Source organism: Helicobacter anseris (assembly GCF_003364335.1).
Classification (GTDB): domain Bacteria; phylum Campylobacterota; class Campylobacteria; order Campylobacterales; family Helicobacteraceae; genus Helicobacter_H; species Helicobacter_H anseris.
Genome location: NZ_NXLX01000022.1, coordinates 1 through 23,217, shown reverse-complemented (window position 1 = coordinate 23,217; position 23,217 = coordinate 1). Strand labels below are relative to the sequence as shown.

At 32.1% G+C, this 23,217-nt stretch carries 23 protein-coding genes and 1 tRNA gene; 12 read left to right on the top strand and 12 right to left on the bottom strand.

Features of this window, described 5'->3' with window-relative positions:
• The first annotated feature begins 298 nt into the window (after positions 1 to 298).
• Genes proB through CQA57_RS07230 form a run of 3 tightly spaced genes read left to right on the top strand, consistent with a single transcriptional unit; the run spans position 299 to position 2,699 of the window.
• The gene (gene proB, locus CQA57_RS07240) at positions 299 to 1,123 is read left to right on the top strand and encodes a glutamate 5-kinase (protein WP_115579573.1); all 825 of its coding nucleotides are present in this window, start codon (positions 299 to 301) and stop codon (positions 1,121 to 1,123) included.
• Complete coding sequence (locus CQA57_RS07235; protein ID WP_115579572.1) at positions 1,113 to 2,336, top strand: glutamate-5-semialdehyde dehydrogenase; 1,224 nt, start codon at positions 1,113 to 1,115, stop codon at positions 2,334 to 2,336. The genes proB and CQA57_RS07235 overlap by 11 nt, the downstream gene beginning before the upstream one ends.
• Positions 2,337 to 2,348: 12 nt before the next feature.
• Positions 2,349 to 2,699: an META domain-containing protein gene (locus CQA57_RS07230; protein WP_115579571.1), complete on the top strand. Its 351-nt coding sequence runs from the start codon at positions 2,349 to 2,351 to the stop codon at positions 2,697 to 2,699.
• A 3-nt stretch (positions 2,700 to 2,702) separates the two neighbouring features.
• On the opposite strand, the gene CQA57_RS07225 is transcribed toward CQA57_RS07230, so the two are convergent.
• Complete coding sequence (locus tag CQA57_RS07225; RefSeq protein WP_115579570.1) at positions 2,703 to 3,338, bottom strand: hypothetical protein; 636 nt, start codon at positions 3,336 to 3,338, stop codon at positions 2,703 to 2,705.
• Between the two features lie 61 nt (positions 3,339 to 3,399).
• Between CQA57_RS07225 and glyS the strand changes: the two genes are divergently transcribed.
• From glyS to CQA57_RS07200, 5 genes are all read left to right on the top strand, one after another.
• Positions 3,400 to 5,439, top strand: coding sequence for a glycine--tRNA ligase subunit beta (glyS, locus tag CQA57_RS07220; protein WP_115579569.1), 2,040 nt, complete (start codon positions 3,400 to 3,402; stop codon positions 5,437 to 5,439).
• 82 nt (positions 5,440 to 5,521) lie between these two features.
• Positions 5,522 to 6,742, top strand: a complete 1,221-nt coding sequence (locus tag CQA57_RS07215; RefSeq protein WP_115579568.1) for a TolC family protein — start codon at positions 5,522 to 5,524, stop codon at positions 6,740 to 6,742.
• On the top strand, positions 6,739 to 7,794 hold the full coding sequence (locus tag CQA57_RS07210; protein ID WP_115579567.1) for an efflux RND transporter periplasmic adaptor subunit: 1,056 nt from the start codon (positions 6,739 to 6,741) through the stop codon (positions 7,792 to 7,794). The genes CQA57_RS07215 and CQA57_RS07210 overlap by 4 nt, the downstream gene beginning before the upstream one ends.
• A 3-nt stretch (positions 7,795 to 7,797) precedes the next feature.
• On the top strand, positions 7,798 to 10,851 hold the full coding sequence (locus CQA57_RS07205; RefSeq protein WP_115579566.1) for an efflux RND transporter permease subunit: 3,054 nt from the start codon (positions 7,798 to 7,800) through the stop codon (positions 10,849 to 10,851).
• Positions 10,852 to 10,863: 12 nt separating this feature from the next.
• On the top strand, positions 10,864 to 11,118 hold the full coding sequence (locus CQA57_RS07200; RefSeq protein WP_170126852.1) for a DUF3240 family protein: 255 nt from the start codon (positions 10,864 to 10,866) through the stop codon (positions 11,116 to 11,118).
• On the opposite strand, the gene CQA57_RS07195 is transcribed toward CQA57_RS07200, so the two are convergent.
• The 3 genes from CQA57_RS07195 to yedE are packed head-to-tail and all read right to left on the bottom strand — an operon-like array spanning position 11,115 to position 13,296.
• Positions 11,115 to 11,885, bottom strand: coding sequence for an outer membrane beta-barrel protein (locus CQA57_RS07195; RefSeq protein WP_115579564.1), 771 nt, complete (start codon positions 11,883 to 11,885; stop codon positions 11,115 to 11,117). The two genes, CQA57_RS07200 and CQA57_RS07195, sit on opposite strands and share 4 nt — an antisense overlap.
• Complete coding sequence (yedF, locus tag CQA57_RS07190; RefSeq protein WP_115579563.1) at positions 11,858 to 12,097, bottom strand: sulfurtransferase-like selenium metabolism protein YedF; 240 nt, start codon at positions 12,095 to 12,097, stop codon at positions 11,858 to 11,860. Before yedF ends, CQA57_RS07195 begins: the two co-directional genes overlap by 28 nt.
• The gene (yedE, locus tag CQA57_RS07185) at positions 12,094 to 13,296 is read right to left on the bottom strand and encodes a selenium metabolism membrane protein YedE/FdhT (protein WP_115579562.1); all 1,203 of its coding nucleotides are present in this window, start codon (positions 13,294 to 13,296) and stop codon (positions 12,094 to 12,096) included. The genes yedF and yedE overlap by 4 nt, the downstream gene beginning before the upstream one ends.
• Positions 13,297 to 13,440: 144 nt before the next feature.
• Between yedE and CQA57_RS07180 the strand changes: the two genes are divergently transcribed.
• Both CQA57_RS07180 and CQA57_RS07175 read left to right on the top strand, forming a co-directional pair.
• On the top strand, positions 13,441 to 14,022 hold the full coding sequence (locus CQA57_RS07180; protein ID WP_115579561.1) for a hypothetical protein: 582 nt from the start codon (positions 13,441 to 13,443) through the stop codon (positions 14,020 to 14,022).
• Between the two features lie 19 nt (positions 14,023 to 14,041).
• On the top strand, positions 14,042 to 14,887 hold the full coding sequence (locus CQA57_RS07175) for an LTA synthase family protein (RefSeq protein WP_170126851.1): 846 nt from the start codon (positions 14,042 to 14,044) through the stop codon (positions 14,885 to 14,887).
• Positions 14,888 to 14,891: 4 nt separating this feature from the next.
• On the opposite strand, the gene folE is transcribed toward CQA57_RS07175, so the two are convergent.
• From folE to recR, 6 genes are all read right to left on the bottom strand, one after another.
• Positions 14,892 to 15,428: a GTP cyclohydrolase I FolE gene (folE, locus tag CQA57_RS07170; protein ID WP_115579559.1), complete on the bottom strand. Its 537-nt coding sequence runs from the start codon at positions 15,426 to 15,428 to the stop codon at positions 14,892 to 14,894.
• Entirely contained in the window at positions 15,421 to 16,353 is a 933-nt protein-coding gene (gene htpX / locus CQA57_RS07165; protein WP_115579558.1) for a zinc metalloprotease HtpX, read from the bottom strand. The genes folE and htpX overlap by 8 nt, the downstream gene beginning before the upstream one ends.
• Before the next feature lie 6 nt (positions 16,354 to 16,359).
• Positions 16,360 to 17,472, bottom strand: a complete 1,113-nt coding sequence (gene truD, locus CQA57_RS07160) for a tRNA pseudouridine(13) synthase TruD (RefSeq protein WP_115579557.1) — start codon at positions 17,470 to 17,472, stop codon at positions 16,360 to 16,362.
• On the bottom strand, positions 17,472 to 18,497 hold the full coding sequence (locus CQA57_RS07155; RefSeq protein WP_115579556.1) for an alanine racemase: 1,026 nt from the start codon (positions 18,495 to 18,497) through the stop codon (positions 17,472 to 17,474). Before CQA57_RS07155 ends, truD begins: the two co-directional genes overlap by 1 nt.
• 41 nt (positions 18,498 to 18,538) lie before the next feature.
• Positions 18,539 to 18,841, bottom strand: a complete 303-nt coding sequence (locus CQA57_RS07150) for a c-type cytochrome (protein WP_115579555.1) — start codon at positions 18,839 to 18,841, stop codon at positions 18,539 to 18,541.
• Positions 18,842 to 18,925: 84 nt separating this feature from the next.
• Entirely contained in the window at positions 18,926 to 19,507 is a 582-nt protein-coding gene (gene recR, locus CQA57_RS07145) for a recombination mediator RecR (RefSeq protein ID WP_115579554.1), read from the bottom strand.
• A 94-nt stretch (positions 19,508 to 19,601) separates the two neighbouring features.
• On the opposite strand from recR, the gene dnaJ reads away from it, so the two are divergent.
• On the top strand, positions 19,602 to 20,738 hold the full coding sequence (gene dnaJ, locus CQA57_RS07140) for a molecular chaperone DnaJ (protein ID WP_115579553.1): 1,137 nt from the start codon (positions 19,602 to 19,604) through the stop codon (positions 20,736 to 20,738).
• 67 nt (positions 20,739 to 20,805) lie between these two features.
• A tRNA-Val gene (locus tag CQA57_RS07135) sits at positions 20,806 to 20,881 on the top strand.
• Between the two features lie 182 nt (positions 20,882 to 21,063).
• Here the strand turns inward: CQA57_RS07135 and CQA57_RS07130 are convergent.
• Positions 21,064 to 21,564 carry a GDYXXLXY domain-containing protein gene (locus CQA57_RS07130; protein WP_115579552.1) on the bottom strand — a complete coding sequence of 167 codons (501 nt, stop codon included), beginning with the start codon at positions 21,562 to 21,564 and terminating at the stop codon, positions 21,064 to 21,066.
• Entirely contained in the window at positions 21,545 to 22,837 is a 1,293-nt protein-coding gene (locus CQA57_RS07125; RefSeq protein ID WP_170126850.1) for a DUF2157 domain-containing protein, read from the bottom strand. The genes CQA57_RS07130 and CQA57_RS07125 overlap by 20 nt, the downstream gene beginning before the upstream one ends.
• Positions 22,838 to 23,217 lie beyond the last annotated feature (380 nt).

Genomic DNA, 23,217 nt, shown 5'->3' with positions numbered 1-23,217 from the left:
AAAGATTTTTCCTTCTCCTGCCACCACTTAAACATTTTTATATTTTTTATTTTATTTTTTACTTTTCACTTTATAATTTTTTTGTTTTAAACAAACTAAAACAAAAAGAAATAAAACAATACTTTAAGCTTTAAAGATAAAAGAGAAATAATAAAACTCTTTAATCTTAAAATCAAATCTTAAAGTTTTATGACAAAACTCCTTAGTTTAAGTGGTGGTTGGAGAGGGAAAGAGTGGGAGATTGATATAATTTTTGAGCTATAATTTTATTTGTTAGATAAAGATAAGAGGAAATAGCTTGAAAAATTACAGAGAACGCATTGCTAGTGCAAAACGCATAGTATTAAAAATTGGCACAACTTCACTCACTTATGATAATGGAAATTTAAATTTAAATCGTATTGAAAAAATCGTTCAAGTTTTGAGTGATTTGGTTAATAGTGGAAAAGAGATTGTATTAGTAACTTCTGGAGCTATTGGAGTAGGGAGAAGTAAGTTGGGATATACAACAAAGCCGCAAACAATCCAAGAAAAACAAGCCTGTGCTTCTGTGGGACAAGTGATTTTAATGAATATTTATTCTAGGTTGTTTGGAGAATATGGATATTGCGTTGGGCAGATATTGCTTACTAAAGATGTGATTGAAAATCAAAGACGCAAGGATAATGTGAGCAATACTTTTGAAACACTTTTTGAAAGAAAGATAATCCCTATAGTAAATGAAAATGATAGTGTGTCAATTGAAGAGATAGAAAATATTCCTAGATTTGGAGATAATGATAATTTGGCAGCTGTAGTTGCTGTGATTACTCAAGCAGATTTATTGATTATACTTTCTGATATTGATGGTTTGTATGATAAGAATCCAAAAGAATTTTTAGATGCTCACAAGATTTCTTGTGTGGAAGAAATCACACAAGAAATTGAGCATTTTGCACAAGGGAGTGGAAGTGATTTTGGCACAGGAGGTATGCAAACAAAGATTATGGCTGCAAAAGTAGCAACAAGTAATGGGTGTGATTTGATACTAGCAAATAGTTCAAAACCTCAAATTATTTTTGATATTTTAGATTCTAAAGATGTAGGAACTTTATTTGTAGCTAGGAGAGATAATGCTAGATAAAATAAAACAAGTTAAAAAAGCTTCTTTTGTGCTTGCCGCTTCTTCTTTGGAGAAAAGAAATGCTTTAATAGAAGCAATTGCAAGAAATTTTGAAAATCATATTGCTTTGATTATTGAAGCAAACAAAAAAGATATGCAAAATGCCAAAGATATTTCTAGTGCATTGTTAGATAGATTGTATCTTGATGAAAAAAGAATTGCATCTTTTATATCAGGTTTGAAAAAACTTATTTGCTTACCAGACCCAATAGGAAAAATACAAGAGAGAATTCAAAGAAATAATGGTTTAGAAATTATTAAAAAAAGTGTGCCTCTTGGGGTAGTGGGAATGATTTATGAATCACGCCCAAATGTAACTAGTGATGCGATAGGTATTTGTTTAAAGAGTGCTAATGCTGTTGTTTTAAAAGGTGGAAGTGAGGCATTATATACAAATAAAATATTAGTAGAATTGGCAAAGGAAGCTTTGCTAAAAGAAGGATTCCCTACATCTTGTATAGAGTTGATAGAAGATAGAGACGGGGTGTCACAAATGTTGCATCTTAGAGGATTGATTGATGTGATTATTCCAAGAGGAAGTGATAGATTGATTAAGTTTGTAGTGGAGAATTCGCAAGTGCCAGTATTAGAAACAGGTAGTGGGAATTGTCATATTTTTGTTGATAAGAGTGCGGATTTTGATATGGCTGCAAAAATTATTATCAATGCAAAAACTAGTCGTGTATCTGTGTGTAATGCTATAGAAAAACTCTTGGTGCATCAGGATATTGCTAAAGACTTTTTACCTTTTATCATTTTAAAACTTAGGGAAAAAAATGTAGAGGTTTTGGGTTGCAAGAAAAGTAAAGAAATAGTTTTGGATATTTGTGAGGCACAAATGCAAGATTATTTTGAAGAATATCTAGATTATAAAATTTGCATAAAAGTAGTCTGTGATGCAGATGAGGCAATAGAGCATATAAATCATTATAGCTCCCATCATTCAGAAGCGATAATAACGCAAGATTTGCAAAATGTAGAAAAATTTTTTCAGGAGGTAGATTCTGCGGTTTTGTATCATAATGCTTCTACGCGTTTTAGTGATGGTGATGAATTTGGGTTTGGTGCAGAGATTGGAATCAGCACTCAAAAGATACACACACGAGGTCCAATGGGGCTAGAAGCTTTGTGTAGCTATAAATACCTAGTTAGTGGAAAAGGTCAAATACGATAAAAGGAGCAAAAGATGTTAAAAATAAAATTCTTATTTTTGTTTTTTGTGACAATTGTTGCAGCAAGGGAATATCAGTTGGAGAGTTTAAAAACCAGAGATTTTTCTCTTTCTGCTAAACAAAATATTACACTTGGATTTGAAGGAGATAGGGTTTTTGGCTTTAATGGATGTAATCGCTTTTTTGGCAATATTATCAAAAATCAAATCTCAAATTTAGGTAATACAATGATGATGTGCCCACAGGAAGATATGGAGATTGAAAGAGTGGTGATGAGTATTTTAAAAAATGCTTCTATTGAAATTAGCGCACATCAAGTTATTGTGAAAAATGCATCAGGTATGATTGTTTTTGTGGCAAAGTGATTTTTAGGGTTCAGGTAAAAGATAAAAATCACTTTTTGGTTTTTTGAGAGGTTGTGATTCTTTAATTGTGGGTTGTTGATTTTGGGTTTTTTTTACTTCATTTGGTATGAAGTCTTGTAAAAGTTTTATTTTTTCAAAAACCTCTTGATAATATTTTTGCGCTAAGGCATTGCTTTTTTCATTAGAAATCCAACTTGTGCCTTTATTGTAAGATTTTAGGATTTTTTGTTTATCTCCAGAGTATTTTTGATTCCAAAAAATCAATTGCTCTAGTGCAACTTGCATGGCAAAATCTTGATTTTGTATCAAGAATCTTCCCATAAGATTGCGATTAAATGCGGTGTTTTTGAGATTGGTGTATTGTTTAAGAACAAGCGGGATATGAGCATGAAAGATACCTGCACTTGGATCTGAAAAATTGATAAGATATTCCCCAGCACAAGATTCCTGCCATGCAATAGCTGCAAGCATATAACCAAACCCCTTTTTTTGTGCGTAAAAATAAGAATCTAAAATAATTTGTTTTTGATTGGCATTGAAATTTTTAGGCAAGTCGCATCTAGCAAATAATTTTTCTTGAGGTATTTTTGCATAAACAAAAATGCAAAAAAAGCATAGTAGGGTAATTTTTTTTCTCAAAGTAGCTTCAATCCTTAATTTTGTTATAATTATATAGAAAAATATACATTGAGGAAAAGACTTGAAAACAGCACAATTATTTGTTGAGATTTTGGTAGAAGAATTGCCAGCATTACCCTTTTTAAAAGAGTTTCAAAATTTTGAGGAAAAATGGAGAAAGGTTTTATCAGAGTATAAAATAGAATGCTTAAGTGAATTTTTTTATACTCCAAGAAGAATTGTGATTTGCTCAAGCAACTTTCCACTAAAAACTCAAGATGAGGAATTGGAAGTATTTGGTCCTCCTGTTGAGATTGCTTTTAAAAATGCAGATAAAAATCAAGATTTAACACCAGCTGGTGAGGCTTTTTTGAAAAAAAATAATCTTTTAAGAAGTGATGTGTCATTTTGTATGAAAAATGGCAAAGAAGTGCTTTATGCAAAAACAAAGCTTTTGGGTATAGAAACCAAAGATTTTATTGCTTTGTGTGTGGAAAAATTTTTAGCAAGCTTGCATTTTGGTAAGCATATGAGATGGGGAGAGGTCAAGGATTCTTTTATTCGACCTATTAGAAATATAGCAATCTTTTTAGATGAAGTGTTTATCAAGTCTTGTGCTTATGGATTAAATAGTGTGCCAAAAACACTTGTGCATAGGGATTGTGGATATGAATATCACGATATAAAGAATTTTTCTCAATATCAAAAACTACTCCAAGAAAATGGAGTGATATTATCTCAAGATACAAGAAGGGAATTGATACTAGATGCGATTAAGGCTCTTGAAAAAAAACACAATCTTTTTGTAGAGATAGACTTAGAACTTTTAGATGAAGTGGTGGCTATCACAGAAAACCCTTCTGTAATTTTAGGTGCGTTTGAGGAGAGATTTTTGGAATTACCCAAAGAGGTGATTATTACCTCTATGAAGGAAAATCAGCGTTATTTTGGAGTATATCAAGACAAAGACTTGCAAAAATTATCCAATCATTTTGTGATGGTAAGTAACTCGATGAGTAAAGATCAGCAAATCATTGTTACTGGGAATCAAAAAGTTTTAAGAGCAAGGCTTGAAGATGCGATGTTTTTTTATCATAATGATATAGAGCAGGGATTAAAGACTGAGGGGCTCTCTAAGATAGTTTTTATCGATGGTGCTGGAAGTATGGAGGATAAGGTAAATAGGGAATTGAAAATTGTAGAGTTTTTACACTCTAAGATTGCTTCTTCTTTAGATAAAAATTTACTATTAGAAGCCATAAGACTTTCTAAAGCAGATTTATTGAGCGAGATGGTATATGAATTCCCAAATCTTCAAGGATTGATGGGATATTATTATGCAAAGAATATGGGACTAGATGATAGAGTGGCTGTGGCAATCAAAGAGCAATATTTGCCTACAGGAGAAAAATCTACCCTTCCTAGCTCTTTGTTTAGTGCTTTAGTAGCTCTTGCAAATAAGTTTGATAATATTTTAATGCTTTTTGCTATGGGGAAAATTCCTACAGGTTCCAAAGATCCTTTTGCATTACGAAGAGCAGCGAATGGAATCTTGCGTATTTTATTAGATCAAAAGATTTCTTTTCATCTTAAAGAAGATCTTATAAGTTTGATTGATAAGATAGGTTATAAGAATGTGTCTCAAGAGCAAATTTTTCAGTTTTTTATTGAGAGATTTGATGGGATTTTAAATGTTAATCCTTCTTTGATAAAAAGTGTGCTTTTGGCACAAGAGTATGATGTTTGCAATATTGTTGCTAAGATAGAGGCGTTAAATATTTACCTATTAAAAGAAAAAGATACATTTGTATCTACCTTTAAGCGTGTTGCAAATATTTTGAAGCAAGAGCCAAAAACTTTACATATAGACAGCAATCTTTTTGAATTTGATGTAGAAAAAGAGCTTTTTGAGGCATACCAAAAGGTAGCTTCCAAGCAATATCAAAATTATCTTGAACAAATGGAAGAACTTTGTGTTTTAAAGCCATTGCTAGATAGATTTTTTGATAATGTAATGGTAAATGTAGAAAATGATTCTATTAGGCAAAATCGTATTGCATTGATTGCAAATATTTATTATGAATTTTTAAAAATAGCAGATGTAAAGGAAATTAGTATCTAAGCCATTGATAAAAAACTTTACATAAAATTTACATATTTGTGTTTTAATGTAAGATTATATTTTTCAAAATTTAGGTGTTTTGATGAAAAAAAGTTTAGTGCTTATTCTAACTTGTATCTTTTCTTTTGGATATGAGATGGATTATGAACAATTTGTATCTAGAGTAGAAAAGAATTCTTTAGATTTGATAAAAAATAAAGCACAGTTTGATGCAAATTTGCAAAATCAAAGGGCAGATATTTCATGGAATACCTCTTATATTGAGAGTGATATTACTATGGGAAAAAATAATAATGTCTTTGGTGTGGAGAGCACGACACTTTTTGTCCTTACTCCAAGATTACCTTGGGTTAGTGCAATGCTAAAGCAAAGCTTGGAAGTAAAGACATTGCAATATCAAAAAAACTATGATTTATTGAAAAACCTTGCGGTAGTTGGTGCAAAGCGTGTTTATTTCACCTATCTTTTTACTAAAGAAAAATATGAAATTTACAGACAAAGAGAGCAAAACTTTTTATCTCAATTAAAGATTGCAGAGGCAAAGTTTAAATCAGGTAGTGTTTCTAGGAAGGATTATGTAAATTTTAAGAATTCCTACTATGATGCAAAAGCCTCAAGAGTGCAGACGCAAAAAGAGTTATTAAGCTTAGAGAGCACATTGGCAAAGATTTTGGGTATTGGACTTTCTAAAGATGGAATAAAAATTTTAAATTTAGATTTTTCTTATTTGAATAAGCAAGAGGCAGAAATTAAGACAATGACTTCAAATTCCCCCTATCTTGAAATACTTGCTTTAAGTGCAAAGGATTATGGTATCAATGCCAAGGCTTCAAGTTATGAGAGGTGGGATAGTTTTTCAATTGGTGCAGGATTGCAAAATACCACTAGTGATACACTCTCACAAAATCAAGCTAGCTTAAAATTACAAGTCCCTATTCCTCTAACAAAAAAATACGATCATTTAAAGAAAAAATATTTACTCTTGCAAAGTGCGACTTTAAGGGAAGGTGAAGTTACAAAACATAATATAGAAGTTCAAGCTCTCTCATATTTCTCACAATTGCAAATTAAAAAAGATTTTATTGATGTGCAAAGAGAAAGTATTGATAATAAAAAAGCTTTGATGGAAATGGGAAAAATGGCTTATGAATCTCAAAAAATTAGTCTTTTTGAATATTTAGCCTATCAAAACGCTTATATGGATGCTTTAATTAAAATGACAGAGGCAAAGATAGAATATGTTCAAATACAAACCTTTTTAGAAGAAACCTTAGGGGCTGTATTGCGAAAGGAAAATAAATGAAAAAATTTTTGTTATTTTTTGGATTTTTGTTTTTGATGTATGGATATGAGGAGGTGAAACTCTCAAGCCAAGAAGAAAAAAACTTAGGTATTCAAACGATTGCAGTGGGTGAGAGTGTAAGCTCCAAGGGAATACCTTTTAATGCCTTTGTAGATTTTGATTCTAAAACTTCAGTTACTCAAAGCTCTACTTTTGAGGCTATAGTTGTTGCGTTACATAAGAGGGAGGGGGAGCGTGTAAAAAAAGGAGAAGAGATTTGTGAAATTAGCTCTAATGATTTAAATAATTTATTTTTTGAGTTTGAAAATACTCAAAATCGCTATAACATTGCTAGTGAGATAGCTCAAAAAGATAAAAAACTTTTTGAATCTGGCATTATTTCTCAAAGAGAATATCAAGTAAGCTATCTTAATGCCAATGAATTGAAATTAAAACTCAATCAGATTCAAAGCACTTTTGATGTTTTTGGTATTGATATGAAAAAACCAAAAGGAAACTTTGGTTTTAGAATTGTTGCTAAGGAAGATGGGGTATTGGCTGTTGCTCCAAAACAAACAGGAGAGAAAATCCTAGCTTTCAGCCCTTATATTCGTATTGCCGATGGCTTGGATTTAATGGCTCGTATTCGTGTGCCATTAAATATGGTGCATTATGTCAAACCTAATGCAAAAATATTTGATAATAAGGGACATCAGATTGGTGTGATTAAAACAATTTCTGTTGTGATTGATCGCTCAACAAACACAGTGCTAGCAATTGCAAATCTCAAAGATACAGATTTTAAAGTAGGGGAAACAATCGAGGTTTATATCGATGGAAAATTGCCACAAGATTCTATAGTGATTCCTGTAGAGGCTATCATAAAAAACAATAATGATTATTTGATTTTCAAGAAAACAGCTGATGGTTTTTTGCCTATAAAAATTCAAATACTTGAAGAAAAAAATAAAGCATTTATTGTAAATGCTTTTGATGCTGTTAAGGTTGGCGATGAGATTGCTATAGGTTCTATCATCGCACTTAAGGGAATTATCAATAATGTTGGAGAGTAGTAGATGCTTGCAAAATTGATTGAATTTTCTTTGCGCCAAAGGATAATGGTAATTTTATGTGCCATGGGTCTTTTAGTTTTTGGTGGTTATAGTTTTTTAACAATTCCTATTGATGCTTTTCCTGACATTTCTTCTACACAAGTAAAGCTTGTGATAAAGGCTCCTGGTATGGCACCAGAAGAAGTTGAAAATCGTGTAATTAGGCCATTAGAGCTAGAATTATTAGGCTTGCAGGGAGAAAAATCATTGCGTAGCATATCTAAATATGCTATTGCGGATATTACGCTTGATTTTGAAGACGATGTAGATATTTATCGTGCAAGAAATATGGTAAATGAAAGAATTATGGGGGTTTTAGATGATTTGCCAAGTGGTGTGAGTGTAACTTTGGGGCCTATTGTTAGCCCATTGTCTGATATGTTTATGTTTACGCTTGATGGAGATATGCCAGAAATCAAAAAACGCGAAATTATGGATTTTACAATTCGTCCTGCTTTAAGAAGCATTAGAGGTGTAGCAGATGTAAATCCTATGGGAGGATATGCTAAGGCTATTGCTGTAGTTCCAGATTTTAATGATATGGCAAGACTTGGTGTGAGTATTAGTGATTTGCAACAAGTATTAAAAGAAAATCTTAAAAATGATGGTGCTGGAAAGGTTGATAGAAGCGGAGAGACTTTTTTGGTAAAAATTCAATCTGCTTCTTTAGATGAAGATTCTATAAAAAATATCACAATACCCACAAAAAATGGATATTTAAGATTAGGGGATTTTTGTAATGTAGTGCCAAGTTATCGCACAAGATTAGGATTTTTGACAAAAGATGGGGTAGGAGAGGCTGTAGGGGGGCTGGTGCTTTCTGTGAAGGGTTCTAACTCAAAAGAAACAATCCAAAAAATTTATCAAAAATTTGAAGAATTAAAACAAGTATTGCCAAAAGAATTAAAAATCAATGTATATTATGATCGCTCAGAGCTTACGCAAAAAGCTGTAGATACGGTAAGCAAAACACTTATAGAAGCTATTGTCTTAATCGTGATTACCTTATTTTTATTTTTAGGGGATTTGAGAGCAGCAATTGCTGTAAGCGTCATTTTGCCGCTAGCCTTAAGTGTTGCTTTTATTTTAATGAAGGATTATGGCATTACAGCAAACTTAATGAGTCTTGGGGGGTTGGCTATTGCCATAGGGATTTTGGTAGATTCTGCTGTGGTTATGGTGGAAAATGCCTTTGAGCGTTTGAGTGCAAATAAAACACTTACCAAATTGCATTTGATTTATAGGGCTTGTGCAGAAATAGCAGTTTCTGTTTTTAGTGGAATCTTAATTATTATCATCTTTTTTGTTCCTATTTTAACACTTGAGGGGCTTGAGGGTAAGATGTTTAGGCCATTGGCTCAAAGTATTGTATTTGCACTTTTGGGTTCTTTAATACTTGCAATGACGGTAATTCCTGTTGTAAGCTCTTTGGTGCTAAAAGCAAAAGATCATCATGAGACATTATTGGTGCGTTTAATACATAAAGTTTATGATCCAGCTCTAAGCTTTTGTTTAAAACATAGCAAAAGTGTTTTTGTGGGTGCTTTTGTCTTTCTGATAGCAAGTTTTTCACTTTTTCCTTACATAGGAAAATCTTTTATGCCTACGCTTGATGAGGGTGATTTGGTTTTAACAATTGAGACAACTCCTGCAATTTCAATCGATCAGGCAAAAGATTTGATGTTAAGGATTGAAAAACAAATCAGAACTATTCCAGAAGTAAAATCTGCTGTTGGTAGGACGGGTTCTGATGAGTTAGGTTTGGATCTCTCAGGTTTCAATCAAACAGATATCTTTGTGGCCTTTAAGCCAAAAAAAGAATGGAGTGTAAAAACAAAAGAGGAATTGATAGAAAAAATACGCGTAGCATTGAAGGATTTTAGAGGTATTAGTTTTACTTATACACAGCCAATTGATATGAGAGTATCAGAAATGCTTACAGGCGTTAGGGGTGATTTGGCAATTAAGATTTTTGGTGATAATATAGATACATTAAATAATCTTAGTAGTCAGATAGTGAGGCTTATAGAAGGAGTAAGAGGCTCTAGTCAGGTATTTACAGCTCTTAATAAGGGAGTAAATTATCTTTATGTAACTCCTTATAAAGGAGTAATGGCAAATGTAGGAATCACTACAGAAGAATTTTCTAAATTTATGAAATCTTCTTTAGAGGGTATAGTAGTGGATTATATCCCTCAAGGGGTTGCTAGGATTCCTGTAATTATCCGACAAAATAGTTTGATTGCAAAAGATATTACAATGCTAAAAAGCCTTGAAATGAGTTCAGAGAAAGATATACCTGTGCCAATTAGCTCTATTGCAGAAATAAAAGAAGTGGATGGACCTGTTACAATTTATCGTGAAAATGCAAGAAGATATAGTGTAATTAGGAGTAATGTGGAAAATAGAGATTTGGGTAGTTTTGTGAAAGAAGTGCAAGATAAAATACAAAAAGAGATAAAGCTTCCAAGTGGTTATTATATTACCTATGGGGGACAATTTGAGAATCAGCAAAGAGCTAATGCAAGATTATCCACGGTAATACCATTAAGTATTGTGGTAATCTTTTTTATTTTATTTTTTACTTTTAAAAGTATTCCATTGTCTTTATTGATACTTTTGAATATTCCATTTGCGGTAACTGGTGGATTGATTTCTTTGTATTTTTCTGGAGAATATATTTCTGTGCCAGCAAGTGTTGGATTTATCGCTTTATTTGGTATTGCTGTGTTAAATGGGGTGGTGATGGTAGGATATTTCAAAGAGCTGATTTCACAAGGTCATAGTATTGATGAAGCAGTAGAGAAGGGTGCAAAAAGAAGATTGAGACCTGTGCTTATGACAGCTTGTATCGCAGCACTTGGATTGATTCCAATGTTGCTCTCCGATGGAGTTGGCTCAGAGGTGCAAAAACCATTAGCAGTTGTTGTTTTGGGAGGTCTAGTTACTTCAAGTATGCTTACATTATTGATTTTACCACCAATGTTTAGAGTAATTGCTAAAAAAATAACTTTATAAAAGGAGATTTTCTTGCTTGAAATTTTCTTAGATGCGGAGCTAAAAAATAAGGTTGTAGATTTGCTTTTGGAAAATGATGTGGATGATTTTTATTGTTTTGAGGGATATAGATATGCTTCAAAAGAATTATTGCTAAGTGAAAAAGAAAAGGTAAGTGGCAAAAAAGAATATGTTTTATTTAAGATATTGCTAAATGAAAAAGAAGCAAAAAAAATCTCAAAAATTATAAAAGCACAAATTGATACTAATCGTATTCAGATTATTTAAAATTTATATCCAAATCCAAGGCTAAAGAAACTTGAATAGTTGATGGTGTTTTCAATAAAGTATTTGATCTCACCAAAATTTTTATTAGATACACTAAGTATCGGATAATGTGTATAAGTGCTAAGAAAGTTAATTGGACCAAGAGTATATGTTAAGGAGAGATATGTTGATGCAAAATCAAGATAGAGTCCTATATTTGCAGATGCTCCGATGTTGTAAAATGAGGGTCTATCTATCCCATAATAATTATTGATTGTTTCAGCTATACTTTTAAAATAAATAAAATCAAGGTTTAAACCGCTTAGTATTCCAATGGAGAAGTCTTTTTTATTAAGAAACTTCCAAATATACTGCACACCAATACCTGTTTTAATTGTAAGAAAATCAAAAGTGAGATTATATTTATTTTCTGATATTGCCGTATTGTCAATAGTGATAATTTGCATTTTTGTATAACCTGTTTGCAATTTTGTATAGATACGCACTCCCATATGAGGTTTGTCTTTGAAATAAAATTCATATCCTCCAAGAATTCCTAGGGAGAAAATTGAGCCATTAGATTTTTTTGTTGTAATATCTAGATATGAGGGGCCGTAGAATGTAGTAATTTTTTGCTTGTGAGAAATATTTAAGATTCCAAAATCATTTTCATATCCAAAAATAAACCTGTCTTTTGTCAGGCAAAACACAGGTAATGTTATTAGAATCGCGATAATAAGGTGATTTTTTGCTATTTTGATTAAAAATTTCTTTGAATGATATAACAAAGATCTACTCCATCTTGCAAAATCTCTAAAACATCATAGCCATAATTTTTTGCATCTATGGGGATATTGTGAATGCTTTGAGGACAATCGCTAAGGATTTGCAAAATCTCTCCTTTTTTGAGTTGTTGCAAGGCTTCTAGTCCTTTGATTGCAGGATAAGGACAAGGTTCTCCTCTTAAGTCAAGATGATAATCTATTGCGTAATTTTTCATAAAATTCCTTTTTTAATTTTTGTTTGTATTCGTTTTTCTAAAATAAATATAAGACCCAAAAAGAGAATGAGTAAAATATAATTTAGTAATAAACCACCATAATTTCCAAAGCTCTCTAGTAGATTTATTTTTGGATAACTTTTTGCAAGAGCTTGGGAGTAGAGTGGCCAAGTATATGCAAGTAATACAGAGCCAATAAGATTACCAATACCTACAATGATGTAATGAACCTGACCTTCCATTGCGCGATACATCCATCCACACTCACACCCACCAGCAATCACAATACCAAAGCCAAATAAGAATCCTCCGATGACTACATTAGGTCCAGTCCATACAATTTTTGGAGGAACACCTAGCAGGATAAAGGCAAAAACTCCCAAAGTTGAAATAAGCATTCCTAGAATAATAGCCTTAGCCACAAGTCCTCTTCCTGTTAAAAACAAATCTCTAAAAGCAGAGGTAAAGCAAATTTGTGCTCTTGCAATCACAAAGCCAAAGATGAGTCCAAATAAAGTCGCGATACCAAGGACAGATAATTTTGGCTTAAAACTATCTTGTTGCATTAAATATACAATCCAAAAGCAAGCAAGAATAAAAACAATAATGCCAAGAATAAAAGAGGGTATTGTAGTATCTCTTTTTGCATTGTTATTGCAAGCACCTTTTTGCAAGGAGATATTAGATTGTAAAAAAGGCATTTTAATAACCTTTGTTCCTGCATAAACACCCACAATACTCATAAGTGTAAAGAACCAAGCATGCAAGCTAAATTGCGGGATTCCTGTAAAGAAGCTTGCAAGGTTGCACCCCATTCCAAGTCTTGCTCCAAAACCAGCTATGATTCCACCTATGAGTGCTTGAAAGATTCTAGTTTTGCTTCTAGGCATTCTTATCTTAAAATTATTTGCTAATAGGGTTGCGATAAGAGCCCCAAGAAACATACCTAAAATCATTACCCCATCTTTTCTTTCAAAAAGATTTCCTTTTAATCCTATGATTTGAAAATATTCCCAATCTTTTACCTTGATTCCAAATAATTCCAAAATTTCACCACCCCATCTAGTGAATTCTCCAGTAACCGCCCAAGCAGAACCAGTAATCCCAAAATAGTAGGCTGATAAAAGTCCAATAAATAAAATTGAATAAAAAGGATTCCAAAATCTAATAAGATACTTTTGTCTTAAATCTTGCCACATAAAAAACCTTAAAAAAATGATTGTATCGGATCTTTAGAAGTATTGAGTTTCCTAAAAATGTCTTGCTAAGCCTTAGCACTAAAAAAGTATTTTGCTATTATATCAATCAATTTTAAAAATAGAACAAAAAAGAGGATTGCTGAGATGGCATCAAAAATCTTTAGATTTTTTGGCACAACTTGTATATTTTTTCTTGTTTTTATTGCCCTATTGGGTCGGTGGATAGAAAGAAAATTTGGGGAGATTACCTATAAGCAACTAATGTTTCATATTCAAATGCCAGTAGATGGTGTTGATTTTAGAATCATGCTTGAGTGTATTAGGGATATTATGTTACCTATCATATTGCTTTTTTATCTTTATTTTTGGTTAAGAAAAATTAGGATAATGCAAATTGTTTATTTGATTTTTTTGCTCATTAGCAGTTGTGTTGTTGCGCAAAAATATTGGAATTTTCCGAAATTGTATCATGAAGCAAATACAACAGAAGCGTTTAGCAATTTTTATGAAAAAAATTATTTTTATCCAAAGAGTCAAAATATTATCTTTCCTCATAAAAAAAGAAATTTAATTATGATTATTGCTGAATCTATGGAGCGCAGTTTTGCAAGAGATGATATTTTTGAAACAAATCTGATTGCTAATCTTGATTTAATAGCACAGCAAAGCATTTTTTTTAGGGATTTTCAAGGGGGGGGGGGGGATACAGCAGCTTTATGGCACTAGCTGGACAATTGCTGGTATTGTGAGTTATCAATGTGGCATACCTCTTAATTTACCGATTAATGGAAATCAGTTTGGAAAAAGGAGCAAGAAGTTTTTGCAAGGTGCTACTTGCTTGAGCGATATTTTGGCAAATGAGCAGTATAAACAAGTATTTTTGATGCCTCATGATAGAAATTTTTCTGGATTAGGATGGTTTTTAAAGGAACATGGCAATGTAGAGATAAGGGATTTGAAATATTTTAAAAAGATGGGGTTGCCATCTGATTATAAGGGATATTGGGGAATTAAAGATGATTTAAACTTTGAATTTGCCAAGCAAACCTTGTTGGAATTATCAAAGAGTAAGGAAGCATTTGCACTTTATGTGCTAACAATAGATACGCATGCTCAAGATGGTTTTATTGATACAAATAAATGTGGTGATTTTGAAAAAGTAGGTGGTTATAAGGGTGCTGTGATGTGTTCTGATAGAATTATTGGTGATTTTGTTCAATGGACAATGCAACAAGATTTTTATAAGGATACTACTATTGTTATACTAGGCGATCATCTCTCAATGATACAAGATTTTTTCCCTTCTGATATAGAGAATAGAAGAGTTTATAATGCCTTTATCAATCCTTTGTTTTTTAATAAGGTACAAAAAGAGAGAATTGCTAATAGAAAATTTAGCCATTTTGATATTTTTCCTACAATCTTAGATTCTTTAAATGTGGAAATAAAAGGTGGTAGGTTGGGATTGGGAGTAGATTTGATGAGCGGCTATAAGACAATTTTAGAAAGCGGAATATATGATGAAGATTCTTTGCAAAAGAGATCAAAGATTTATGATAGTTTCTTGCTTCAAAGGCAAGGAAAATATTAAAAAATTATTTAGTAAGAGCTATGAATTCTGCTCGTGTTTTAGAATCGCTTTTGAAAATGCCTCTTACAGCACTTGTGTGAATGTCTGTATGTTGTTTTTGTATGCCTTGCATTCGCATACAAAGATGAGTTGCTTTGCAAGTTACCATTACCCCTTTTGGTTCAAGTAATTCCATCAGTGTATCTGCAATTTGTGTTGTAAGTCTTTCTTGTATTTGTAGGCGGTGTGAAAAAATATCTACTAATCTTGCCAATCCGCCAATACCTGCAAGCTTTTTATCAGGAATATATCCAATATTGATAAAGCCAAAGAATGGCAAGAGATGATGCTCGCACATAGAATAAAATTCGATATTTTGCAATGTAATCATTTCATCAAAATTTTCTTCATTAAAAATACTACCTAAGGCTTTAGAACTATCTTGCTTATAGCCATCAAAAATATCTGCATAGAGCTTTTGAATACGAGAAGGTGTTTGTGATAACCCCTCACGCTTTGGATCTTCTCCTATTTGCAATAGAAATTTTTCAAAATCAAACATATTTTTTTCCTAATAAAGCGTGGATTCTGTTTTTGATACTTGGATGTGTGCTAAAAGCTTCATTACTGAAGATATAGGCTGCTTGACGCGTTTTGTTGGTATCAATTTGTGTGTAGTCATTTTGATTATAATCTTGAGAAATTTTTTGAAGTGCTCTAATCATTGGGTTGCTATCTTGCATTAAAAAAGCAGCACCACTATCAGCCATATATTCGCGACTTCTGCTTAGATAGGTTTGTAAAAAAAGACTAAAAATAGGAAGTATAAATTGCAAAATCAAAAGAATACCTCTTGCAGTATTAGCACCTTGTTGTCTATTTCTACCAAGTAAGAAGAAGACGGAATAATTTGCTACCAAAAGCAAAATATTACTTAAAATCCCTACGCACATGGTTAGGCGGATATCGCCATGTCTAATATGGCTAAGTTCGTGCGCGATTACTGCTTGTAATTCATCATCTTGAAGCCTATCAATAAGGCTTGTAGTAAGAGCAATAAGTGAGTTGTTTGCATTCCATCCGCTTGCAAAGGCATTCATATAAGGCGCATCGATAATATAGAGTTTTGGTATGAAATCAAGTTGTGATTTTTGTATCAAATCTTCAAGTAAGTGATAAATTTTTCTTTCCTTGGAGTTTAAAACCCTTGATGGATTGATTTCTTTATAGTTGCTACCGCTAAGCATGATCCTATCAAAATTACTCATGCTATAAGCAATGATGATTAGGGCAACAAGACACATAAAAAAGGTGCAAGTAGGAAATATTTTAAAGCTTATCAAATCAACAAAAGCTTCTGTAAAATCTCTCGCATCAATGCGAACAATATCCACAAGAATTCCAACACATATAAAAACAATGATATAAGTCAAAATAGCCAATAGGCTTTTTTGATGATTTTCTTTTATGATTGTTTCAAAATGCATTTACTTTTAATCTATCCTTATGGGCTGGTGTGCGATTTCTTCAATAAAGATTGTAGCATAACTTCCTTTTGGAAGAAAAAATTCTATTTCAAACCAAGCTTCTTTTTCCAAAAAACGATAACTAATATTTTCAGGCCAAATCCAAGCATATCTTCTAGAGCCTTGTGCCTCAATTTTGGTGTCCATAAATCTTTCTTCAATTTTTTGAGAATCTTTGAGACTTAAACACGCCTTTTTACCACATAAAAGTCCAGTAGGAGCTAAGGTTTTTTCATCAAATCTTTGCAAATCATAAGCTTCAAGTTGTGTATGGAATATTTTGCCAAAAGGATAGTGTTCCAAAACATCTCCATCAAAGATTTTAAAAAAATGCTTCTGCGCTTTGATTTTTTTAATAATTTCTTTATCCCAGTTGATATTTTCAATTTGCAAGGCTTGTGAGATTTCTGCAACACTAAAATGTGCAAAGATTCTACTAAGCTTGATACGATAGCTAAGCCATTGATTAAAAAGATGGCTTTGGTAGCTTGATATAAGAAAATTTTGCAAAGTTTTATTGCGATATTTTGCCTCATGATGGACGATTTTTTTCCCCTCAAGATGATTATTTTGATCTTTTCCAAATCTTTGATATCCAAAATAGTTTGGCAACCCTTGTAATTTGATGGTTTCTATTGCTTGTATCATTTGCTGAGCCATTATTGGCGTTACTTTTTTTAAGCGAATAAAAAAATCATTCCCCTTAAGATGTCCAAGTTTGATTTTATTGTGATGGTAGGTTTGAGAAAGTATCTTTATTCCTCTTTCTTCAAGTTTTTGAATATGATTTAAAAGATGGGAATTATATTTTTTATGGATAGAAAAATATTGTGTCGTTGTAGCAGATTTATCTTTTAATCCAGCATATCCAATCTCTTGAGTTTTACATCCTAAAAATGAAGCGAGGATTTTGATAACATCTTGTGTGTTTAATCCCTTTTTTCTTAGGTTTAAAATAAGATGCTCCCCTTGATTGGAAAATTCATAAAGAGGAATTTCTCTTACCATAAAATCTCTTGGATTTTGAGAAAAATAAAAGGGAATAGGGGAGTGGTTTAGTGCATAGATTTTTTCTTGCATTAGACAATAGTTCTTTTGATAAAAGATGAAAGATTGGTAAGAATCTCATAGGGAATGGTATTAAATATTTTAGCCAAGATTGTTGCATCATTAAATACGCAAATTCTATCTTTTGTGCTAAGCGCTGAAAAGCAATCCATAGAGCTTCTAGGTAACAATAAATAACCATCAGCAGTAAAAAAAGCTTCTTGATTACCATTGAAACGAAATAAGCCATCTCCATAGCCAATATCATAAGTGCTTACAAAACTATCTTCTTGCAATTGAGTGACACCGCTATAACCAATTTTAGTGCCTTTTTTTAGAAAATGTGTGCAGATTTTATCAGCATAAAGGCTTGCTACTGGCTTTAATTTTTTGGCAATAGGGATTTTAAAATCAGTAGTAAGATAGCCATAGCTAGCCAAACCTACTCGCACTAAATCATCTTGAATATTTTGACTCCTAAAGGTTCCAGAAGAATTTAAAGAATGGAATCTTGGGGTTTGAAATCCCATTTTTTGAGCAAAATATTTAATTTTTTCTTTAATCTCTTCAAAAATCTTTTGACAATTCTCAAAATCCTCACCAATATCATCCCCATATCCATTATGAGCAAATACCCCAAAGAGATGGATTTTTTTCTGCATAATCTTTTGGAGCACAGATTCTATATTTTCAGGATTGATACCATTGCGATTCATACCTATATTGATTTTTAATTCTATGAGAGAATTTTGAGGTAAATTATCTAGTTGTGTATCTGTATGTATCGTGAGATGAAAATTTTTTGCATTGCTTGAAAGACTGCCATAGAGAATGGTGATATGTTCAAAGAGATGGGCAATTTTTTTTGCTTCTAGCTCATTTTTTACAAAAACACTCTTGATACCATACGTAGAGGCAAGCTTGGCTATTTCTTCTATGCCATGACCATAGGCATTATCTTTTAATACAACACCAAGTTTTTCTTTTGAGCCAATGTGTGTGGATATGATATCAAGATTATTTTTATAAGATTGTGAGCAAAGAAGAATCTCAGACATTCTATATTTTAAGGATTATGCCGATTGAAATCGGCATAAAATTATTTTGCTGGTAATGTAGAAATATATTCAGCTAATGCTTCAATATCAGCATCAGAAACATTTTTCATTTGAGCATACATAATATTTTTGTTACCACCATTATCCGTTGTTCCAGCTTTATAGCCTTTAAGATCTGCAAGAAGCTTATCTTTTGGAAGTCCAGCAATGATTGTTTTAGAACCAGGAGCAAGTTTTTGACCTGTTGGTCCATGACACATTTGGCATTTTTTGAAAGCTGCTGGAGCTTCAGCAAAACAAAGGCTAGCAGCACCAAGAAGTGCAAGTAAAGCAAACTTTTTCATTTTCAATCCTTTATGTTGTTTTTTGCTTAATTAAAAAAGCAAGTGAGCAGACATTATACTACAAAGAGCAAGAAAATACAAATTTTATATCTTTATTCTTGATATGATAGCCCTTGATAAGGAAAGCTGATCAATATTTTCAAGACCAATTCCTGTTGGCACACCTTGAGCAATTTTGCTAAAATGCAGTGAAAGATTTTGTAATTTATCCTCGATAAATAGCATAATTCCCTCATTGGCTAGAGTTGGAGTAAAAGCAAAAATAATCTCTTTGACACCACGTTGCATAATTGCTTTTTTAAGTTTTTCAAAATCCAATTCTTCAAGATTTTCTAATACATAATAAATCCCATTATATTCTTTAGTCTCTTCAATGCTAAAAATATCTCTTGAGTGTAAGACAAAACAAAGTTGAGAATTATCTCTTGAGGTATCTGAGCAAATCTCGCAAAGTTCATTCTCACTCAAGGCATTACAGAATGAACATTTGCGGACATTATGAATAGCATTTTCTATGCAATGAGCGATTTTAATACCTAGAAATTTGTTTTCTACCCCAAGTGTGTAAGCCATTTTTAATGCACTTTTTTTACCAATTGTTGGAATCTGTTCAAGTGCTTCAACAAGCGCATTAAAACTTTTTAAACCTTTTTTATACGAGTGCATTAAGATTTCCATACTTCAAAAAACTAAAACCCGTAGTATATGTATTTTTTGATACAATTTCAAGCTAATTAAAAACTAAAAAAAGGTGATAGTTTTGGAAAGTTTTGATTATTATGAGATTTTAGAGATTCAAAGGACAAATGATAAGGAAATTATCAAAAAAGCTTATAGAAAAATGGCTTTAAAATACCATCCAGATAGAAATCCTGATGATAAGCAAGCCGAAGAAATGTTTAAGCGTGTTAATGAAGCTTATGAAGTTTTAAGCGATGATTCTAAACGAGAAGTTTATGATAGATATGGTAAAGAGGGATTGCAAAATAATGGTTTTAGTGGCTTTAGTGGTAGAGACTTTGGGGACATTTTTGGTGATTTAGGCTCTATTTTTGAAAGTGCATTTGGTGGGGGGTTTGGTGGTTTTTCATCAGGAGGTAAAAGAAGACAGCAAGCAAAATTCCAAGAAGATCTTGCAATTGAATTGCATTTAAGTTTTAAAGAAGCGGTTTTTGGATGCAAAAAAAGCATAGAGATTGAATATAAAAGCTGTTGTGAAAAATGTGGCGGTAATGGTGCAAAAGATGGAAAGACTCAAACTTGTGTCCAGTGTCAAGGAAAAGGACAGGTTTATATTCAACAAGGTTTTATGGCAATTTCTCAAACCTGCCCTTATTGTAAGGGGAGTGGAGAGAGCGTTGCTGAGAAGTGTAAATCTTGTGATGCCAAAGGCTATCATTTGGTAAAAGAAAAATTTGAAGTGGATATACCAGAGGGGATTGATGATGAAAATAGGTTGCGTGTTCCAAAGAGAGGTAATCTACTCAAAAAAGGGGGAAGTCGTGGAGATTTATATATCATTATGCGTGTAGAGAATGATGATCATTTTATTAGAGATGGGGATAATTTATATGTAGAAGTGCCTGTATTTTTTACTTCTATTGTTCTTGGTGCTACTATAAAAGTTCCAACATTGCGAGGAGAAGTAGATTTGCATATTCCTCAAAATGCAAAAGATTCTCAGCAATTTGTCTTTAAAAATGAGGGAGTAAAAAATGTGAGGAGTGTGGCTAAGGGTGCTTTGATTGCAGTTATAAAAATTATTTATCCTAATAAATTAAGTGAAGAGCAAAGAGAGTTGGCTCAGAAACTCCACGAGAGTTTTGGTTATGAAGGTGAGCCTCATAAAAGTATTTTTGAGGAGCTTTGCTCAAAAGTTAAAAGTTGGTTTTCTTAAGAGAAAACTAACTTTATTTTTGATAGAATTACCTCTTTTTAGAACTCAACATAATCTGACAAAAAAAGATCGCGTAGCTCAGTTGGTAGAGCACTACCTTGACATGGTAGTGGTCGCTGGTTCAAGTCCAGTCGTGATCACCATCTTCTTGCTCGATATCTACACGATACATCACAAAATTTTCAACAATGTAAGAGATATGAAAACACGTAGTGATGCTTATTTTGGTTAGTCATAAAATGCTTAGAAGTTTTACTTTTGGAAATATATTTTTTAGTAAATGACATTTAATGAGAAGAAGATTTTATTTTGGATTTGTGGGGTCTTAGGGGGTGGGTTGTTTAGAAGAGTTGAAAATAATTTCTTCCATTCTTGCCTTTCCTTTGTATATCCATATTTTTGCTTTTAGCCTCTCTTGTTGCAAGATTTTTTCAATTCTTTTGGCTTCACTTGGGGAAACATAGTAGTTTTCAAATCCAAAAGATAGTCCATAAATTGTCTTCTTTGCTTGAATATAGGGGAGATTTTGAGGAGGGGTGCAAGAGAAATTGCCATCTAAGATATAAAAATCCTCTTGTAAAAGAAGTGGGGTAAAAACTTTATCACAAGGGAGTTTATTAGAAAATTCCTTCTTTTTCATTATCGGCATGATGGCAACATAATTTCCCAAAAATAAATCTCTTGGATCATAGCCCTCAATCTCGATAATGTAGGGTTTTCCTAAAATTTTTGGAAGTAAGGCAAAGAGAAATGAAAGACCAATAATCCCAAAAAATACACAAGCAATAGCAATAATCTGAAAGGTTTTATTTTTGAATAATTCCATTTTTCTTCCTTAAGATAATAAATAAAACAATACAGCAGATTCCAAAAAATAATCCAAGAGAGAAATAATCACTCACAATTGAAATGTATTGTAATAGTGAGAAAAGTATCAAGAGAATGATACCTTCCATAGTATTGTGTTGTAGGATAAGAATCATACAGAGCCCAAAGAAAACAACCCAATAATAAAAGCCCATCAGATTTGCAGGAATTAGTGTAAATGAATCAAGAATAATTCCAAGCACAATTGAGCCAAAGAGTAGAGCATCGGCTTTTTGTTTGATAAACCACAAGAATAGCGAGGGGAGAAAGAGCAAGAGATAAGCCAATATTGTATATTGTTTTAAAAACTCTAGAGAATAATGCCGATAGTTGCTAAGCGAAAAAATCAGTAAAGATAGGGTAATATAGGAGATTTTTTGAATTATTGGAGAGGAGAGGAAGGCAGGTTTTTTCGCCAACAACATTCCTAGGGCAAAAACATAAAAAAGTGCAATAAACATAAAATCCTTTACTGTGCAGGCTACAAAAATAAACACATTAAAACAATTGAGGATTTTAAGGGAGTTGCTTTGGTATTTATAAACATAATAAAAACCATAAAATATCACTAAAAGAAAAGTGTAGATAAGATAACTTTGATCAAAATAGGCTACAAAAATAAACACATTAAAACAATTGAGGATTTTAAGGGAGTTGCTTTGGTATTTATAAACATAATAAAAACCATAAAATATCGCCAAAAGAAATGTATAAATAAGATTGCTTTGATTGGAGAGAGCCCAAAAAAATGCAATATAAAGCATCGTGATACTTTGTAAAAAGAGCATTCTGCCTCTAAGTGAAAATGCTAGTAGCAAGGAAGCATACGCAATCGTGCATAGAGCTAAAGGAAGATCATCTCCTAGATGATACATTTGTCCAATCAGCAAGAGGTTAAGTCCAAATGCAAAATTAACAAATACTCCAAAAAGTCGGGCATAGAACAGATTGGATTTAAGGAAATATAAGATTCCTCCAAATCCTCCTCCCAAAGTTCCTAGTAAAAAAAGCACCTTTGTTGTTCGTGTAAGTCCTTGCCAATTTGAAACAAAGAAAACAATCAATAAGGAACTGAAAAAATAGATAATTAAAAACTTTAAAATCTTATCTAGAATCAAAGCCCTTGAGGAAGCTTTTTTTTCACATTCGCATATTTTTTCATATTGTTCTTGAGTGATGATTTGTAGATCAAGATATTTTTTGAGTTTAGGCAAAAAACGATTTTTAAACATTTTTCTCCACTGGTAGTTTTTTGCATATATTAGCATAGATTAACCAATATTTCCCTCTCCAACCACCACTTAAACTAAGGAGTTTTGTTATAAAACTTTAAGATTTGATTTTAAGATTAAAGAGTTTTGTTATTTCTCTTTTATCTTTAAAGCTTAAAGTATTGTTTTATTTCTTTTTGTTTTAGTTTGTTTAAAACAAAAAAATTATAAAGTGAAAAGTAAAAAATAAAATAAAAAATATAAAAATGTTTAAGTGGTGGCAGGAGAAGGAAAAATCTTTGTTTGTTTTCTTCTTCTGCTTAGTTTTAATTAAAAATACTTTTTAATACTTTTAATTAATACTTTTAATTTCTTTTTTAATTATTATTCTTCATACTTCT

Bases quoted from the DNA above. Each gene is read 5' to 3' on its own strand.
- CQA57_RS07210 (WP_115579567.1), top strand. From the start codon at position 6,739: ATGAAAAAATTTTTGTTATTTTTTGGATTTTTGTTTTTGATGTATGGA.
- yedE (WP_115579562.1), bottom strand. From the start codon at position 13,296: ATGTGGCAAGATTTAAGACAAAAGTATCTTATTAGATTTTGGAATCCT.
- CQA57_RS07155 (WP_115579556.1), bottom strand. From the start codon at position 18,497: ATGTCTGAGATTCTTCTTTGCTCACAATCTTATAAAAATAATCTTGAT.
- CQA57_RS07235 (WP_115579572.1), top strand. From the start codon at position 1,113: ATGCTAGATAAAATAAAACAAGTTAAAAAAGCTTCTTTTGTGCTTGCC.
- truD (WP_115579557.1), bottom strand. From the start codon at position 17,472: ATGCAAGAAAAAATCTATGCACTAAACCACTCCCCTATTCCCTTTTAT.
- CQA57_RS07230 (WP_115579571.1), top strand. From the start codon at position 2,349: ATGTTAAAAATAAAATTCTTATTTTTGTTTTTTGTGACAATTGTTGCA.
- CQA57_RS07150 (WP_115579555.1), bottom strand. From the start codon at position 18,841: ATGAAAAAGTTTGCTTTACTTGCACTTCTTGGTGCTGCTAGCCTTTGT.
- recR (WP_115579554.1), bottom strand. From the start codon at position 19,507: ATGCACTCGTATAAAAAAGGTTTAAAAAGTTTTAATGCGCTTGTTGAA.
- htpX (WP_115579558.1), bottom strand. From the start codon at position 16,353: ATGCATTTTGAAACAATCATAAAAGAAAATCATCAAAAAAGCCTATTG.
- CQA57_RS07205 (WP_115579566.1), top strand. From the start codon at position 7,798: ATGCTTGCAAAATTGATTGAATTTTCTTTGCGCCAAAGGATAATGGTA.
- CQA57_RS07125 (WP_170126850.1), bottom strand. From the start codon at position 22,837: ATGTTTAAAAATCGTTTTTTGCCTAAACTCAAAAAATATCTTGATCTA.
- CQA57_RS07130 (WP_115579552.1), bottom strand. From the start codon at position 21,564: ATGGAATTATTCAAAAATAAAACCTTTCAGATTATTGCTATTGCTTGT.
- yedF (WP_115579563.1), bottom strand. From the start codon at position 12,097: ATGAAAAATTACGCAATAGATTATCATCTTGACTTAAGAGGAGAACCT.
- CQA57_RS07215 (WP_115579568.1), top strand. From the start codon at position 5,522: ATGAAAAAAAGTTTAGTGCTTATTCTAACTTGTATCTTTTCTTTTGGA.
- folE (WP_115579559.1), bottom strand. From the start codon at position 15,428: ATGTTTGATTTTGAAAAATTTCTATTGCAAATAGGAGAAGATCCAAAG.
- CQA57_RS07180 (WP_115579561.1), top strand. From the start codon at position 13,441: ATGGCATCAAAAATCTTTAGATTTTTTGGCACAACTTGTATATTTTTT.